The sequence below is a fragment of the Tenacibaculum holothuriorum genome, from assembly GCF_002120225.1.
Lineage (GTDB): Bacteria > Bacteroidota > Bacteroidia > Flavobacteriales > Flavobacteriaceae > Polaribacter > Polaribacter holothuriorum.
Genome location: NZ_LAPZ01000014.1, coordinates 12,386 through 27,339, shown reverse-complemented (window position 1 = coordinate 27,339; position 14,954 = coordinate 12,386). Strand labels below are relative to the sequence as shown.

The 14,954-nt window shown below is 30.8% G+C and carries 11 protein-coding genes and 1 tRNA gene; 3 read left to right on the top strand and 9 right to left on the bottom strand.

What is annotated here, in order from left to right:
• Positions 1–50: 50 nt before the first annotated feature.
• From WH52_RS12765 to WH52_RS12755, 3 genes are all read right to left on the bottom strand, one after another.
• Entirely contained in the window at positions 51–1,091 is a 1,041-nt protein-coding gene (locus WH52_RS12765) for an NADP(H)-dependent aldo-keto reductase (protein ID WP_086031347.1), read from the bottom strand.
• A gap of 117 nt (positions 1,092–1,208) precedes the next feature.
• Positions 1,209–2,396, bottom strand: coding sequence for a phosphoglycerate kinase (locus WH52_RS12760; RefSeq protein WP_086031346.1), 1,188 nt, complete (start codon positions 2,394–2,396; stop codon positions 1,209–1,211).
• A gap of 9 nt (positions 2,397–2,405) precedes the next feature.
• Positions 2,406–3,950 carry a hypothetical protein gene (locus tag WH52_RS12755; protein ID WP_143592167.1) on the bottom strand — a complete coding sequence of 515 codons (1,545 nt, stop codon included), beginning with the start codon at positions 3,948–3,950 and terminating at the stop codon, positions 2,406–2,408.
• Positions 3,951–4,030: 80 nt separating this feature from the next.
• Here WH52_RS12755 and WH52_RS12750 point away from each other — a divergent pair, with 80 nt between their 5' ends.
• Both WH52_RS12750 and WH52_RS12745 read left to right on the top strand, forming a co-directional pair.
• Positions 4,031–4,453, top strand: a complete 423-nt coding sequence (locus tag WH52_RS12750; protein ID WP_086031344.1) for a molybdenum cofactor biosynthesis protein MoaE — start codon at positions 4,031–4,033, stop codon at positions 4,451–4,453.
• A 12-nt stretch (positions 4,454–4,465) separates the two neighbouring features.
• Positions 4,466–4,538, top strand: a tRNA-Ala gene (locus WH52_RS12745).
• A gap of 3 nt (positions 4,539–4,541) precedes the next feature.
• On the opposite strand, the gene WH52_RS12740 is transcribed toward WH52_RS12745, so the two are convergent.
• Positions 4,542–7,295, bottom strand: coding sequence for a PD-(D/E)XK nuclease family protein (locus tag WH52_RS12740; protein WP_086031343.1), 2,754 nt, complete (start codon positions 7,293–7,295; stop codon positions 4,542–4,544).
• A 124-nt stretch (positions 7,296–7,419) separates the two neighbouring features.
• On the opposite strand from WH52_RS12740, the gene WH52_RS12735 reads away from it, so the two are divergent.
• Entirely contained in the window at positions 7,420–8,202 is a 783-nt protein-coding gene (locus WH52_RS12735; RefSeq protein ID WP_086031342.1) for an amidohydrolase, read from the top strand.
• A 31-nt stretch (positions 8,203–8,233) separates the two neighbouring features.
• On the opposite strand, the gene WH52_RS12730 is transcribed toward WH52_RS12735, so the two are convergent.
• From WH52_RS12730 to pgi, 5 genes are all read right to left on the bottom strand, one after another.
• The gene (locus WH52_RS12730) at positions 8,234–9,214 is read right to left on the bottom strand and encodes an acyl-ACP desaturase (protein ID WP_086031341.1); all 981 of its coding nucleotides are present in this window, start codon (positions 9,212–9,214) and stop codon (positions 8,234–8,236) included.
• A 19-nt stretch (positions 9,215–9,233) separates the two neighbouring features.
• A complete protein-coding gene (locus tag WH52_RS12725) occupies positions 9,234–9,965 on the bottom strand; it encodes a lysophospholipid acyltransferase family protein (RefSeq protein ID WP_086031340.1) in 732 nt (243 codons plus the stop codon).
• Positions 9,966–10,028: 63 nt separating this feature from the next.
• The gene (locus tag WH52_RS12720; protein WP_198938440.1) at positions 10,029–10,457 is read right to left on the bottom strand and encodes a hypothetical protein; all 429 of its coding nucleotides are present in this window, start codon (positions 10,455–10,457) and stop codon (positions 10,029–10,031) included.
• Between the two features lie 103 nt (positions 10,458–10,560).
• Positions 10,561–13,224: a TonB-dependent receptor gene (locus WH52_RS12715; RefSeq protein WP_086031339.1), complete on the bottom strand. Its 2,664-nt coding sequence runs from the start codon at positions 13,222–13,224 to the stop codon at positions 10,561–10,563.
• Positions 13,225–13,379: 155 nt separating this feature from the next.
• A complete protein-coding gene (gene pgi / locus WH52_RS12710; RefSeq protein WP_086031338.1) occupies positions 13,380–14,948 on the bottom strand; it encodes a glucose-6-phosphate isomerase in 1,569 nt (522 codons plus the stop codon).
• Positions 14,949–14,954 lie beyond the last annotated feature (6 nt).

Below are 14,954 nucleotides of genomic sequence, written 5' to 3'. Positions count from 1 at the left end.
AAAAACTCCAATGAAATTTCATTGGAGTTTTTGTTTAAATTTTAGTTTATTTATGGTGCTGGATTCGGCATTGCTTTATGTACAGCTTCAATTTCGCTTAAAACTTCATCTGACAATTCAATATTAATAGAATCAATATTTTCTTTTAATTGACTCATTTTTGTAGCTCCAATAATGTTACTGGTTACAAATGGTAATTGATTGATATACGCTAATGACAATTGCGCTAACGTTAATCCGTGTTTTTCTGCAATTTTTAAATATTCTGCTACTGCTTTTTGAGAACCTTCGGTCATGTAACGAGCAATAAATCTTGGAAATAACGTTCCTCTTGCCCCTTCTGGTTGACCTCCATTTAAATACTTACCAGATAATACTCCTTGTGCTAAAGGAGAATATGCTAACAATCCAATATTCTCTCTCATAGAAACTTCACTCATTCCAACCTCATATCCTCTATGGATTAATGAATAAGAGTTTTGAATCGTTGCCATTCTAGGTAAATTATGCTGTTCTGCAGTTTGTAAATACTTCATCGTTCCCCATGGAGTTTCATTTGACAAACCAACATGTTTTATTTTTCCTTGTTTAATAAAATCGTTTAAAGTTTCTAAAATCTCTAAATGATTTTCAGCTTCTTTTGTAGACGTTTTATAAGGATAGTCACGAACTCCAAAACAATTCACTCCACGATCTGGCCAATGCAACTGGTATAAGTCAATATAATCGGTTTGTAAACGTTTTAAACTACCTTCAATTGCTTCTGAAATATTCTTTCTTCCAAACTTGCCCGAACGAATGTGAGCTGTATAATCACCTCCTCCAGCAATTTTAGACGCTAAAACTACTTCTTCTCTTTTACCTGTTTTTTTAAACCAGTTTCCTATAATTTTTTCGGTAGCCCCATACGTTTCTGGAGTTGCTGGCACTGAATATAATTCTGCAGTATCCCAAAAATTTACGCCTTTTTCTAAAGCATAATCCATTTGTTCAAAAGCATCTTCTTGAGTATTTTGTCTTCCCCATGTCATGGTTCCTAAACATATTTTAGAAACCTTAATATCTGTATTTGGTAAAGTTGTGTATTTCATAATTTAGTTAATCGTGTATTTATATGTAAAAATACGTCGTTTAAGTTCTGGATTCCTTAAAATTAGCATAAAAAAATCCCGCTTATAGCGGGATTTTCAATTTATATCTTTCTAAACCTATTTTAAAATAGCTTCAATTCCTGGCAATGTTTTTCCTTCTAAGCTTTCTAACATTGCTCCACCACCTGTAGAAACATAACTTACTTTATCTGCAAATCCGAATTGTTTTACAGCCGCAACAGAATCTCCTCCTCCAACTAAAGAGAAAGCTCCATTTTCAGTTGCTTTAGCAATTGCATTTCCTAACTCAATAGTTCCTTTTGAAAAGTTTTCCATTTCAAAAACACCTAAAGGTCCGTTCCATAAAATGGTTTTAGATTCAGCAATAACTTGCGCAAAATTCTCTGAAGTTTTTGGTCCAACATCTAGCCCCATCCATCCATCAGGAATTTCTTTTGTATCTACTATTTGCGTATTAGCATCGTTTGAAAAGACATCAGCAATTACAGCGTCTACTGGTAAATGAATTTTTGTGTTCTTTTCTTCTGCTAATTTTAAAATATCTAAGGCTAATTGTAATTTATCGTCTTCAACTAACGAATTACCAATTTTTCCTCCTAAAGCTTTCACAAAAGTAAAAGTCATACCACCACCAATAATAATATGATCTACTTTCTCGATAATGTTTTCTACAATTCCGATTTTTGATGAAACTTTAGCGCCTCCTAAAATTGCTGTTACTGGTTTTTGAGAATCGTTTAAAACCTTATTGATACTTTCAATTTCTTTTGCTAATAAACTTCCGAAGCATTTATTTCCTTCAAAAAACTGGGCAATAACAGCAGTTGATGCATGAGCTCTGTGTGCTGTACCAAAAGCATCATTTACGTAAATATCTCCCCATTGAGAAAGTTGTTTTGCAAATGCTTCGTCTCCTGCTTTTTCTTCTGAATGAAAACGTAAATTTTCTAATAATAACACTTCCCCGTTTTCTAAATTAGCTACAGCTTCTGCAACTTTATCGCCAATACAGTCCTCAACAAATTTTATTTTAACCCCAATTACTTCAGTAACTTTATCAACTATATGACGTAGAGAGAATTTATCTTCTACTCCTTTCGGACGCCCTAAATGCGACATTAACACACAGCTTCCACCGTCTTCTAATACTTTAATAATAGTTGGTTTTGCAGCTTGTATACGCGTATTGTCTGTTACTTGAAACTCGTCATTTAAAGGCACATTAAAATCTACTCTTATTAGTGCTTTTTTATTATCGAAGTTAAAATTGTTAAGTGTTTTCATTCTATTATTCTAGTTGATTGTTATTTTAATTAATTGTTTTTTCTTCTTTTTCTGACCATACAAAATTAACTCATTTTCAGACACTTGCTCTACATACCTACAATTAAAAATAGTTTCTTCATTTTTATTATGTAAAATTGTCTTATAAATAAAGTCACCATCATCATCAATTTTAACCATATATAAGTTTGTATTTCTTTTGGTAGCTTTCCATAGAAAACTTTCTCTAAACTTTATTCTACCTCCAGATAATTCTCCCATATTTTTATGGGCATTCAAAATCAAATATTCATGATTATTATATTGAGCTGTACCAAAAGACATTAATGGATCTGAAAAATACCCAGACGTTTGAGCTTTATTAATATTTCTAGCCCAAATTAACTTACCTTCTTTATTCAACTTTAACACCATTATATCGTCAAAATTATAAGAAGTAGTTGTATAACCTCCATATTGTGTGTACACGTAATTTGTAGTAATAAAGAATTCTTCCGCAGTAATAATCATATTTCCATCATTATCGTAAGAAACATTTTTAAAAGTAACGTTGGATAATTCTTTATCTTTTTTCTTCCCATATTTATCAGTAATAAATTGTTCTGTAAAAGGAGAAAAGTAAGTATTCGTTTTTTCTAAGTTTTCTGAGTTAATTAAAAAAGAACAAACTCCTTTGAATTGAAAATCATTCTTATTAGAATAAAAACCTATTAAACTAACATTACCTTTTGTGTCAAAATCTAACTCTAAAGTAGCAACAAAATGTTCTTCTACTGATATTTTAGATGACATAACTTTGTCTTTAGTAAGTTTAAATAATTCATAATTATATTTTCCTCCCTTCTTCTTTTTCTTTTTCTTAATTATTACTTTTCCTAAAACAAACACCTCTCCTTCATTAGAAACAATAACATCTTGCAATTGAAATTTTCTATCTTCGTATGGTAATTGAAAGTCTTTTTCCCATAGTTTATTGAATTCTTTATCAAATACAAGTATGGTATGTTTTTCGTTTTTTTTATCAAATGAATCAATATTAAAAACATAATAATTTCCTGACTTAGAAAAGGACATGTTCCCTTTAAAATTTCTATCAATCTTAGAAGAAGAAAACAAGCTTTCAAAAAAAGTTGGATAACTATCTATTCCTACTTCAAATATTTTTCTAGAAACAAATTCAAAATTATCTTTATTCGAAGTATGCAAAAAAGCTTCTACTTTATCTTCTTTTTTATTTCTATAATACTCTATAAACCCTATTTTATTTCCATCTAAAAAACCTCCAGATATTTGATGTCTCTTTTTTAATTTATGCTCATAAGAATTAATTTTTTCAAAGTCTTTTGTAAAAACATCTATTAGTAAACTTTTACCATTTTCGAGTGTTCTTATAACATATAAATTATTGTTTTTATCCTTAAAAATAGTATTTAAAACACTTTCTTTTTTCTCTTTAAAAACTTTACTCTTCACTATGTCTATATCAATAGTTTCTTGAGCTTTCATTGAAGAAAATACGAACGTAAATATTAATAAGTAAATTAGGTTTTTCATAGTAATTATTCTGGTTATATTTTAGCTGCGAAAAATACTATATTTTCGTAGAATATTAATCTATTTTTCATTTAAGTTTTATGGAAAAAATTGCCATTAAAATAACCGAAGAAAAACTGAATTTACAAGAATGTATTAATTTTGTAACCGAAGATAATTGCGGCGGAATTGTACCTTTTATTGGTACTGTGAGAAATGCTACTAAAAACAAAACAGTTACTCAACTTGAGTTTTCTAGTTATGTACCTATGGCTATAAAAGAAATGGAAAAAATTGCATTGAAAGCCTTGGAGAAGTTTGCTGTTGAAAAAATTGCGATTCATCATGCTATTGGGACTTTAAAAGTTGGCGATATTCCTGTAATTATTACTGTTTCTGCTCCTCATAGAAGAGCTGCTTTTGAAGCTTGCGAATACGCTATTGATACTTTAAAAGAAACCGTGCCTATTTGGAAAAAAGAGTTTTTCGAAGATGGTGAAGTGTGGGTAAATGCACATCCTTAAAAACTTATTTCAGGGCATTAGCTCAGTTGGCTAGAGCGTTTGACTGGCAGTCAAAAAGTCATCGGTTCGATTCCTATATGCTCCACTTTTAAAAAGGTAAATCTAAAGGTTCTTTAAATGTAACTTCAGGATTATACATTTCTAGAATAATACTTTTAATTTCTTCCATAAAAGTTACTATTCTTTCAGCTGTAACTTCGTTATCTGCAGTTCTTGAAGAAGAAAAATTCACAGGCATAAAACCACTTTTTAAATTCTTAAAAGAAATGATTCCTGTTTGAATAGGTGTGTTTTCTGGAATATGATTTGAACTCGTATATAAAAACGAATACAACATAACCTGAATAGCTTTATGATATTTGTAGGCTCTTATTTCTTCGTCAAACTCAGTAACTTTTAAATTACTTGCTTCTACTTTTCCTGTTTTATAATCAATAATTCGTAAGGTACCGTTTAGCTCATCAATTCTGTCTACGATTCCTCTAATTTTTATTGGATAATCAATCCCGTCAACTTTAATATCAGCTTCTAATTTTTGTTCAGTCGCTATAATTCTAAGTGTGTTTTTCGGATCCTTTAAGATTTTCTTTTCATGATTTAGATAGTTTTGAACATAACGTTTAGCTACTTCAAAAATAAGTCGGTTTTTACCCGTAGTTATACCTCCATTTTTAAAGTGTTTTTTGAAATAAACTGTTACCAAATCTTGAACTTCCTTCTCCATTCCAAGAATATCATTATACACAATATTCTTTCTTTCAAAAGGTTTGAATAGCTGCTCTAAAGTATCGTGAACCACAGTTCCCATAGTGTTTACTGCTACCGTTTCTTCAACATCTTCTAGTTCTTTTATCTTTAAAACTTTTTGCTTGTAAAATGCTATCGGATTGTACAAATAGTTGGTTAATGTCGAGGGAGAAATTCCTTTTTCCGCTAACTCTTTTAGTTTTTCTAAAACAGCTTCATTTTTATGAATTTCTTTTAGCTCTTCTTTTGAAGAAATTCCTTTTGGCACTACAATTTGTTCCAAAGCATTTTCTTTCATCATTTGTAACTGCGTAACAAAACGGCTTTTTTCTCCACTACCATAAACATCATGCTCGGTATTGTATAAAATGGAAATATTTTTAGCACGTTGCAACAACCTAAAGAAGTGATATGAAAATAACGCGTCTTTCTCTTTATACGTTGGTAATTCAAAAGCTAATTTTACATCAAAAGGAATGAAAGTATTTTGTGAATTACTCGCTGGTAAAATTCCCTCGTTTACCGAAGTTAGAATTACATTTTCAAAATCTAATACACGTGTTTCTAACAATCCCATTAATTGCAAACCTTTTAAAGGCTCACCTTGAAAGGATAAATTTTCTGACGAAATTAATTGTTTAAAAAACTGATTTAGCGTTTTTAAATCTTTTATATAACCGAATTCTTTGTCTAAGTTTTGTAGTTGGGTAAACGTAGTATAAAAACGGAATAAGTATTCTTTTTCTAACTCATTTGCTCCTTCTTTTAGATAGAATAGTAGACTTAAAATTCGTTCAATAAATTCAGAAACTGTAGTAATTCTATTAAAAATATTTACTATTATTTCTTTGGTTTCTGTTGGAAGTTTTCCAAGGCATTCTTCAAGAAACTTTTGATTAACAAATGTGTTATTCTCTTTTACTATTTTCTGTGAAATACTATCGGTTAGTGATTCTTCATTTACTAATAAAACTTTATAAATAGAAGCATCTTTTAACAATCGAAGCACATCCTTGTAATAGAAATTATTTTCTTCTTTCTGATTTAATTTTTCCTGTGAAAGAAACAATTGAAAAATAGACAGTACCAAATTTGTAGTCGGAATATTTTTTAACGGATATCCCATAGTAATGTTTACCGCTTCTACTTTTTTAGGTAACGAATTCAGTGTTATTGGCAACAATGTTTCGTCTGCTAGTACTAATGCTGTATTCTCAAAATTGTCTTGTTTTTCTAGTAATTCACCAGCATATTTTAGTTGCGTAATGTTTTTTGACGCCCCAATTACCTGAATGGTTTTATCTTTTGAAAACCAACCCTCTACAGTTTTTATTTCGTTAGATTGATAATACTTCCAACGTGTTTTGTATTTTCTGATAAAAAAACCTGCTTGATGATTACTTTCATAAAAAGCCTTATCTATATCCCAATAGGCGTCAGCAATTTCAGCTTCTAACATTCTTTGAAACAAGAATTCTTCTGCTTTATTTAAGGCGTTAAATCCAATAAAATAGTATTTCTTGTTTTTATTAGCATCAATAAAATCAGTTACTTTTTTTACAGCTTCTCTATATAAAACTCCTTGATAGCCTACTTGTTTTTCAATCAAAAAACTATAAAACGCATCGTAATATTCGTTTAGCTTTTCAATAAACGAGAAATAGTCTTTAATCAATTCTGTTTCTTGAAAAGTGCCTTTAACCGACCATTTTCTTAATCGATGAATATCTCTTAAATAAATAAAAATGTCTTTTGTATTTACTAAGTGCTGATCTAATTCATTAAAGTCTTGCAATACTGTAATTGCCCATGAAGAAAACACATCGAAGCTATCAGGATTTTCTTCAATTGATGTATAAATCGAATAAAAGTGGAATAATAACTGTACAGAATCTATTTTATTTACTCCAGAAACTTGTTCTACAAAAGACTCAATATTTACTATTTCTGGTAAAAATCCTTGTTGAATTTCTTCTTTTAAAGCGTCTTTTACAAATACACGTGCTCTTTGAGAAGGCAAGACTAAAACTACATTTTCAAATGACTTTTGTGTTTTAGCAATAGCTTTTATAGTTTCTGAAATAAAGGTTTGCATGTATCTTGTTTACTCTTAGATTTATGATTTATAGCTGTCTAAATTTCCAAAAATAGATTTCAACCAACAAACCTAAAGTACAATATTTATCTTATTTTTAGTCATTATTTAATTTTAATCGAACGTGAAAAATTCATCAAAATTACAAGTAGCTTTAGTTCAAGCAGATTTAGTTTGGGAAGCCATTGATTTGAATAAAAAACATCTTGAAGAAAAGATTAATTCAATCCAAAACAATGTGGATTTAATTATACTTCCGGAGTTATTCACTACTGGTTTTACCATGAACACTTTGTTAGCTGAAACTATGAACGGTACTACCATTTCTTGGATGCAAGAATTAGCAAAATCAAATAATACTGCGATTACTGGAAGTATTATTATTGAAGAAAATAGTTCTTTTTACAATCGATTATTATTCGTTCATCCTACTGGAAAAATTGACTTTTACGACAAACACCATACCTTTACACTTGCCAAAGAACACAAAGCTTTTAACGCTGGAAAAGAACAAGTAATTATTGAGTACAAAGGTTGGAAAATTAGGCCTTTAGTTTGTTATGATTTACGATTTCCTGTTTGGGCAAGAAATACCGAAAACTACGATATATTATTTTACGTTGCTAGTTGGCCAAAAACAAGAATTGCTGCTTGGGATACTTTATTAAAAGCTAGAGCAATTGAAAACATGAGTTATACCATTGGCGTTAATAGAGTAGGTGTTGATGCTAAAAATTTAGAATACACAGGAAACTCCGCTTGTTATGATAGTCTTGGTAATTGTGTAACTAAAAATAATACAGGAGAAGAAACTATTTTATACTGCACTTTAGAGAAAGAAAAGCAGCAAGCTATACGAGATAAGTTTCAATTTTTAGAAGATCGAGATTCTTTTATATTTCAATAAAAAAAGCAACCTTGTTTAGGTTGCTTTTTTATTATACTGGAATCATCCATTTAAAATTATATTTAGTATCTGGAATAACAATTCTCTCTGTTATTCGAGCCATTCTATCTGGCAACTTCATTAAAAAATCTCTTGCTTTTTCTGCTTCAGCAGTTAAATCGGTAATTTTATCTATTTCCCAAGCAGCATTCAACTTTCTTAAAATATCTACATAATCAAATCCTGTATAAACTCCTGCTCTTTGTGCAGATGTTGAGAATTGGTCGAACAAACTACCTTTTTCTCCATAAGATTCACGTAAATGCATCGCAGGCATTACTATTTTATGCTTCATCATATGCTGAAAAGCGAGCATCATTTCAGAAGGGTCTATTTTAAAAATTTCCTTTACAAACTCGGTATATGCTAAATGATGTCTCATTTCATCCCCTGCAATTATACGTGACATTTTTGCCAAAGCTTTGTGTCCTTGTTTCTTTGCTATTTTAGCAACATTAATATGTGAAATATACGTAGCTAATTCTTGAAAACTTGTATACACAAAGTTTTTGTATGGATCAGTAGAAGTACCAATATCAAATCCATCTGAAATTAAATGCTGTGTTGTAATTTCTACCTCACGCATATTTACTCTTCCTGATAAATACAAATATTTATTTAAAACATCTCCATGTCTGTTTTCTTCTGCAGTCCACGCACGTACCCATTTTGCCCAACCATTATCTGGTTGTTGAGTGACTCCATCTAAATCTAATAACCAAGACTCGTAAGTTGGTAAAGCTTCTTCAGTAATTGTATCACCTACTAAGCTCACCCAAAAATCGTCATCTAATTCTTTAGAAATTTCTTGAATTTCTTTTATTTCCTCAATAAAATTATCGCTTTGTGAGTTTGGAAGGAAATCAGTTGGTTGCCATATCTTTTCAATAGGCACCAAAAATTTATCTACAAAACTATCGATATTTTTCTCGAGTGTTTTCATTACTTCCTTTCGGATGTTTTGTATTGACATGTATATAGATTTTAAGCTGTTATACAACAGCATTTTTAATAGTTGTTTCTACTTGTGTTATAAGTTCATCAAACGGTAAAGCATCTACTTTTATTGGCTCGTGAGTCATAATTTTTATTGGACTCATAATTCCTAGTGGAAATTTTCCGTACTTGAATACTTTCCAAGAGTTATTAATTGTTAAAGGAACTATATAACTATTTGGATTGAACTTAATAATAGTCTTTAATCCGTTTACTGAAAAAGATTTTGGCTTACCAGTTCTGCTTCGAGTTCCTTCAGGAAAAATTACTGCAGACCAATTATTATCGTTTACTCTTTTTGAATAGGTAATTAACTCCGATATTGCTTGCTTTGGGTCTTTTCTATCGATTAAAGCAGCTCCTCCATGTTGAAGGTTAAACGAAATACTCGGTATTCCTTTTCCTAGTTCTTTTTTTGAAACAAATTTTGGATAGTATTTTCTGAAGTACCAAATTATTGGTGGAATATCGAACATACTTTGGTGATTTGCTACAAATATTAAACTTGTATTTTCGGGAAGTTTCTGTTTGTTTTCAAGTTTTACACGCACTCCTAAAATCAATAGTGATTTTATAAGAAACCAGTTCATTACATTTACTACTGGTTGATGTCCTTTTTGCTGTCCAAATAATTTTAGACCTAACCATTGTAATGGATGAAAAATTAATAATAGTAAGAAAAATACTACCGCAAATATTGTAGATAAAACGTAGCTTAAGGCTTTCATTTTTAGTTATAAGTTTGTTGAAAACAAATGTAAAAAAAATCCTGCCGAAGCAGGATAAATATTTTAATTAAACCAATTGTTCCAAGGTATTCTTGCTAATATCAATAATAGTGCTAAACCATAGAAAATTGCGAATGTTTTAAACTTAGATTCGCTCTTTACAACTTTTTTGTGTTTAGACCATCCGATTGTAATTAATACAATAGCTACTATCATCATAATGGGATGTTCAATAGCCAATAATCTTGCTGCAGGTTCTCCCATAACTTCACTTCCGTTAGCTTTTAAAGCTTTGTACCAAGGCGACATAAAATACCATCCTAAACCTATTAATAATTGAATATGAGCCGTAATTAAAGCGAATAAGCCTAAACGAAAGTCTTTATGAGTAAACTCTTTCTTTTGAGTTAAGCCAATAATTGCATTTATCACTGTAAATACTAATACTGCTAATACTATATACGCCCAATAAGAGTGTAATGTTTTTATCATGATTTGTTAGTTTTAATACGATGTAAAGGTACTGAATTTTGGGTATAAAAAAACCACCTCGATTGAGAGGTGGATTTTATTTCATTTGTCTTTATTAAGTTGCTTAGAAGTTAAATCTAATTGATCCATTCCAAGTTCTTCCAAATCCAAAGTAAACTCTGTTTCTTACATCAATTCCATTATAAGTAGGATTACTTCCATCAGCATGGATATTTGTAAATCCATCAGAAATATATGTTTCATTAGTAAGGTTATTCACATTAAATCTAAAGTTAATAGATTTTTTATCTCCTAATTTCCACTTATAAGAAACTCCAGCATCCATTAATGAATGACCAGGTAACTGTAAAGATCCTTTTGCATTATCAGCTAAAGTAGTAAAATCAGATGGATTGATTCTTGAATATAACCTTGAAGCATAGAATTGGCTAATATCAAACTTTAACCCTTCAGATACTTTATACGTAAATCCAATTCTAGCAGTAGTTTGAGCTGCATCTCCAACTTTTACTCCATCTAAATAGAAAGGAACATTACTTCTAACTAAAGTATTATCTTGATCATATTCTGTTCCTACTGCAGTACCTTTATATTCATAGTCTCCAATAGATAACATACTTTCAATTGTTAAGTTACCAAATCTAGCAGTAGTCTCTAATTCAGCTCCCATATGCACTTGCTCTACTCCACTTACTTGAATAAAGTTATTTCTTGCACTACCATTAGCTCTTAAGAATCTATCTTTCCAAGAAGTTCTATATAAGTTAAGCTTCACGTTGTAGTTTTCACTCTTGAAACCATATCCTGCTTCAATACCTAAAATCTTTTCGTTAGATAAGAATGGGTTAATTCTATTATCTCTAAAGCTTGTGTAAACACCATCAAATAACGGTTGTTTTGAGTAATATCCTGCATTACCAAACACATTATGCTTTTCGTTGATATTCCAGTTGATACCACCTTTAACATTTCCTCCCCAGATATTTTTAAATCCTGATTTTTGATCAGCTGGAGCTAAGTTAAAGTAATCCACTCTTTGAAATCCTTGACGAGAAACTCCTGCTTGAATAAAAGTAGAAATATCATCATTTTTATACTCTACTTGACCAAAAGCTCCTAACCAATTTACATCACCGTCATTATAATACTCTATCTTTTGTTGATCAGCAATACTTTGCCAAGGGTTGAAGCTTGGAGAAGCTTCAACAAAATCAGTAATATTTCTATTTGGATTATTACTATCTCTATTATCAGTATACCCTGTTGCTCCTAAGATATTATTAACAACTCTGTAGTGAATACCTTTATAAGTTCTTAAATCAACTCCTAAGTCCCAGCTTAAATTTTCATTAGCATCGTTATGGAAGTTAGCGATAATACCGTACCAGTTATGAGAGTTCATCGAAGCTCTTCTAGTTAAACCATTCCTTCTATCATTAACTGTTCCTCCAGTTCTATCAGGAATTCCAAAACCATGTCCTGACTGACCAGAGTTCCACTTTACAATATCATCAAAACGAACAATTCCATTAGCATCCCTTAATCTTGAATCAAAATCTCTAATTCCTCCAACACTACCAATAGGACCTGTTCCTCCTCCACGTCCCCATGAAGCATATAATATAGAAGATAATTTAGAAGACTCATTGATCTTCCAATCATAATTTAAAGACATTACAGGTTTATGATAGAAGTTTCTTCTGAAAGAAAACTCTTCTCCATTTAAATAACCCCAAGCTGCGTTGTATTTAATATTTGGCACTCCCCCTTCTCCGTATCTCTGATACGTAGATATAGTTTCAGCCCATGATCTTTGGTGGTGCCATTGAGGTGCTCCAGTAAAAGTAAACTCTAAAGAGTGTGCATCATTAATTTCATACCCAAAAGCAAGGAAATAATTATGTCCTAAAAATTTAGTCCCATCAACATATCCGTCACCTTGAGTTCTACTTAATAAAACAGAAGCTGACAATCCATTATCTAACTTTCCAGTAGAATAAGATGCTTTATATTTCATATAACCGTCATTACCAAAACTAGCAGCAACAGCCCCTCCTTCTTTTTGATTTGCCGTTCTTGTAATTACGTTAATCGTTCCACCAACAGAAGAAATTGCTAATTTAGAAGAACCTAAACCTCTTTGAACTTGCATTGCTGAAGTTACATCAGATAAACCAGCCCAGTTAGACCAATATACCCAACCATTTTCCATATCATTTACAGGCACACCATTAATTAGCACAGCTGTATTTCTTTGGTCGAAACCACGAATATTAATTCTAGCATCTCCAAATCCACCTCCTGATTTAGTAGCATAAACTGACGGCGTAGATTTTAAAACCTCTGGAAATTCTTGAGACCCTAACTTCTCTTGAATAACAGCAGCTTTAATAGTAGAAGCTGCAACTGGAGTTTGTCTATCTTTAGCAACATCAATCACCCCTTGAATAACTACTTCTCCTAATAAGTTAGACATTTCTAACTGAATAGTTCCTAAGTTAGTTTTTGCAGAAGTATAAGCTACTTCTTTACTAGTGTATCCAACAAAAGAAACTACAACTATACCCGAGTTTGAATTCGAGTTTAACATAAACTCTCCATTGAAGTCACTCGCAGCACCATTACTAGTACCCTTTACTAAAACACTTGCTCCTGGTAATGGCTCACCCATTTCGTCAACCACTGTACCAGTAAGTTTAGTTTGACCTAAAACTGTAGCAGAAATAAAAAATAACGCTACAAGTAATAAATTGTTAAATTTTCTCATTTTTAAATTTAATAGTTATTAAATGCAGGTGCAAAAATCCCCTTTTTGTAGCGTTCTAATATTAACTTAATGTTAAGTTTTTAACATTGTTTTAAGAAGACAAAACATATAAACAACTGTTTTACAGATACTAAAGCGTTTTTAATGTTAAAATTTTAACTATTCAAAAGTTTTTTTGCTAATTCTTTCCCTAATTCTACACCAAACTGGTCATAAGAATAAATATTCCATAAAATTCCTTGGGTAAAAATTTTATGTTCATACATAGCAATTAACATTCCCAATGAGTTAGGTGTTAGTTTTTCAAACAAAACAGCATTACTTGGTCTGTTTCCCTTAAACACTTTAAATGGGAGTAATTGATTCACTTTACCTAACGAACCAGAAGTTTTCAATTCAAGATGAACTTCTTCTTTTGTTTTGCCAAAAGCCAAGGCTTCCATTTGAGCATAATAATTAGCCATTAATTTTTCATGATGGTCTTTAAAATCATGTAATGATTCTCCATAACCAATAAAATCTGCTGGAATTAATTTTGTTCCTTGATGTACTAATTGCATAAATGCATGTTGCATATTGGTTCCTGTACTTCCCCAAACAATAGTGCCAGTTTGGTAAGTAACTTCTTTACCCTTTCTATCAACTCCTTTTCCATTACTTTCCATAATAGCTTGCTGGAGATAATCTGGTAATTTTGATAAATATTGAGTGTATGGTAAAATTGCTTCAGTTTCGGCATTAAAGAAATTGTTATACCAAACACTTAATAAAGCTAAAACTACTGGTATATTTTTATCAAAAGATTGTGTTCTAAAATGAATATCCATTTCTTCTGCTCCATCTAATAGGGCTTTAAAATTATCGTATCCAACAGATAACGATATGGATAATCCTACAGCAGACCATAGAGAAAAACGACCACCAACCCAATTCCACATTGGAAAGATATTTTTCTTATCTATTCCAAAATTAGTAACCGCTTCTATATTTGTAGATACAGCTACAAAGTGTTTTGGAATATCAAATAAAGTTCCTGATTTTAAAAACCAATCTCTTATTGTATTTGCATTAGTTAGCGTTTCTTGTGTTGTAAACGTTTTAGAAACAATAATAAACAATGTTGTTTCTGGGTTCACCTTCTTTAAAACTTCAGCAACGTGATCTCCATCTACATTCGAAACAAAATGTGTATTCAGTTTATTTTTATAAAACTGTAAAGCTTCCACCACCATACTTGGTCCTAAATCAGACCCACCAATTCCTATATTAACAACATCAGTAATTGATTTTCCAGAATACCCTTTCCATTTTCCTGAAATAACTTTATTACTAAAAGCTTTTATTTTACGAAGAGCTGTTTGAATTTTTGGCTTAATATCTTTTCCGTCTACCAAAATCTCATCTTCACTGTTGCTTCGTAATGCAGTATGCAAAACTGCTCTTTCTTCAGTAGCATTAATTACATCTCCTGAAAAATATTTTTCAATAGCATCTTTTAAATCAACTTCATTGGCTAACTCAAGTAATAAATCAACTGTTTGCTTAGTAATAAGGTTTTTAGAATAATCTAATTTTAAATCAGAAACAGTAAGACTAAAATCTTCTTTTCTACATTTATTCTCTCTAAACAATTGTTTTAACTGAAAACCTTTTGCTTCTGAATAATGTTCAGCAAGTTTTTTCCAAGCATCTGTTTGAGTTGGATTGATATTTTTTAAAGCCATAGTTAA

Bases quoted from the DNA above. Each gene is read 5' to 3' on its own strand.
- WH52_RS12765 (WP_086031347.1), bottom strand. From the start codon at position 1,091: ATGAAATACACAACTTTACCAAATACAGATATTAAGGTTTCTAAAATA.
- WH52_RS12760 (WP_086031346.1), bottom strand. From the start codon at position 2,396: ATGAAAACACTTAACAATTTTAACTTCGATAATAAAAAAGCACTAATA.
- WH52_RS12755 (WP_143592167.1), bottom strand. From the start codon at position 3,950: ATGAAAAACCTAATTTACTTATTAATATTTACGTTCGTATTTTCTTCA.
- WH52_RS12750 (WP_086031344.1), top strand. From the start codon at position 4,031: ATGGAAAAAATTGCCATTAAAATAACCGAAGAAAAACTGAATTTACAA.
- WH52_RS12740 (WP_086031343.1), bottom strand. From the start codon at position 7,295: ATGCAAACCTTTATTTCAGAAACTATAAAAGCTATTGCTAAAACACAA.
- WH52_RS12730 (WP_086031341.1), bottom strand. From the start codon at position 9,214: ATGTCAATACAAAACATCCGAAAGGAAGTAATGAAAACACTCGAGAAA.
- WH52_RS12725 (WP_086031340.1), bottom strand. From the start codon at position 9,965: ATGAAAGCCTTAAGCTACGTTTTATCTACAATATTTGCGGTAGTATTT.
- WH52_RS12720 (WP_198938440.1), bottom strand. From the start codon at position 10,457: ATGATAAAAACATTACACTCTTATTGGGCGTATATAGTATTAGCAGTA.
- WH52_RS12715 (WP_086031339.1), bottom strand. From the start codon at position 13,224: ATGAGAAAATTTAACAATTTATTACTTGTAGCGTTATTTTTTATTTCT.
- pgi (WP_086031338.1), bottom strand. From the start codon at position 14,948: ATGGCTTTAAAAAATATCAATCCAACTCAAACAGATGCTTGGAAAAAA.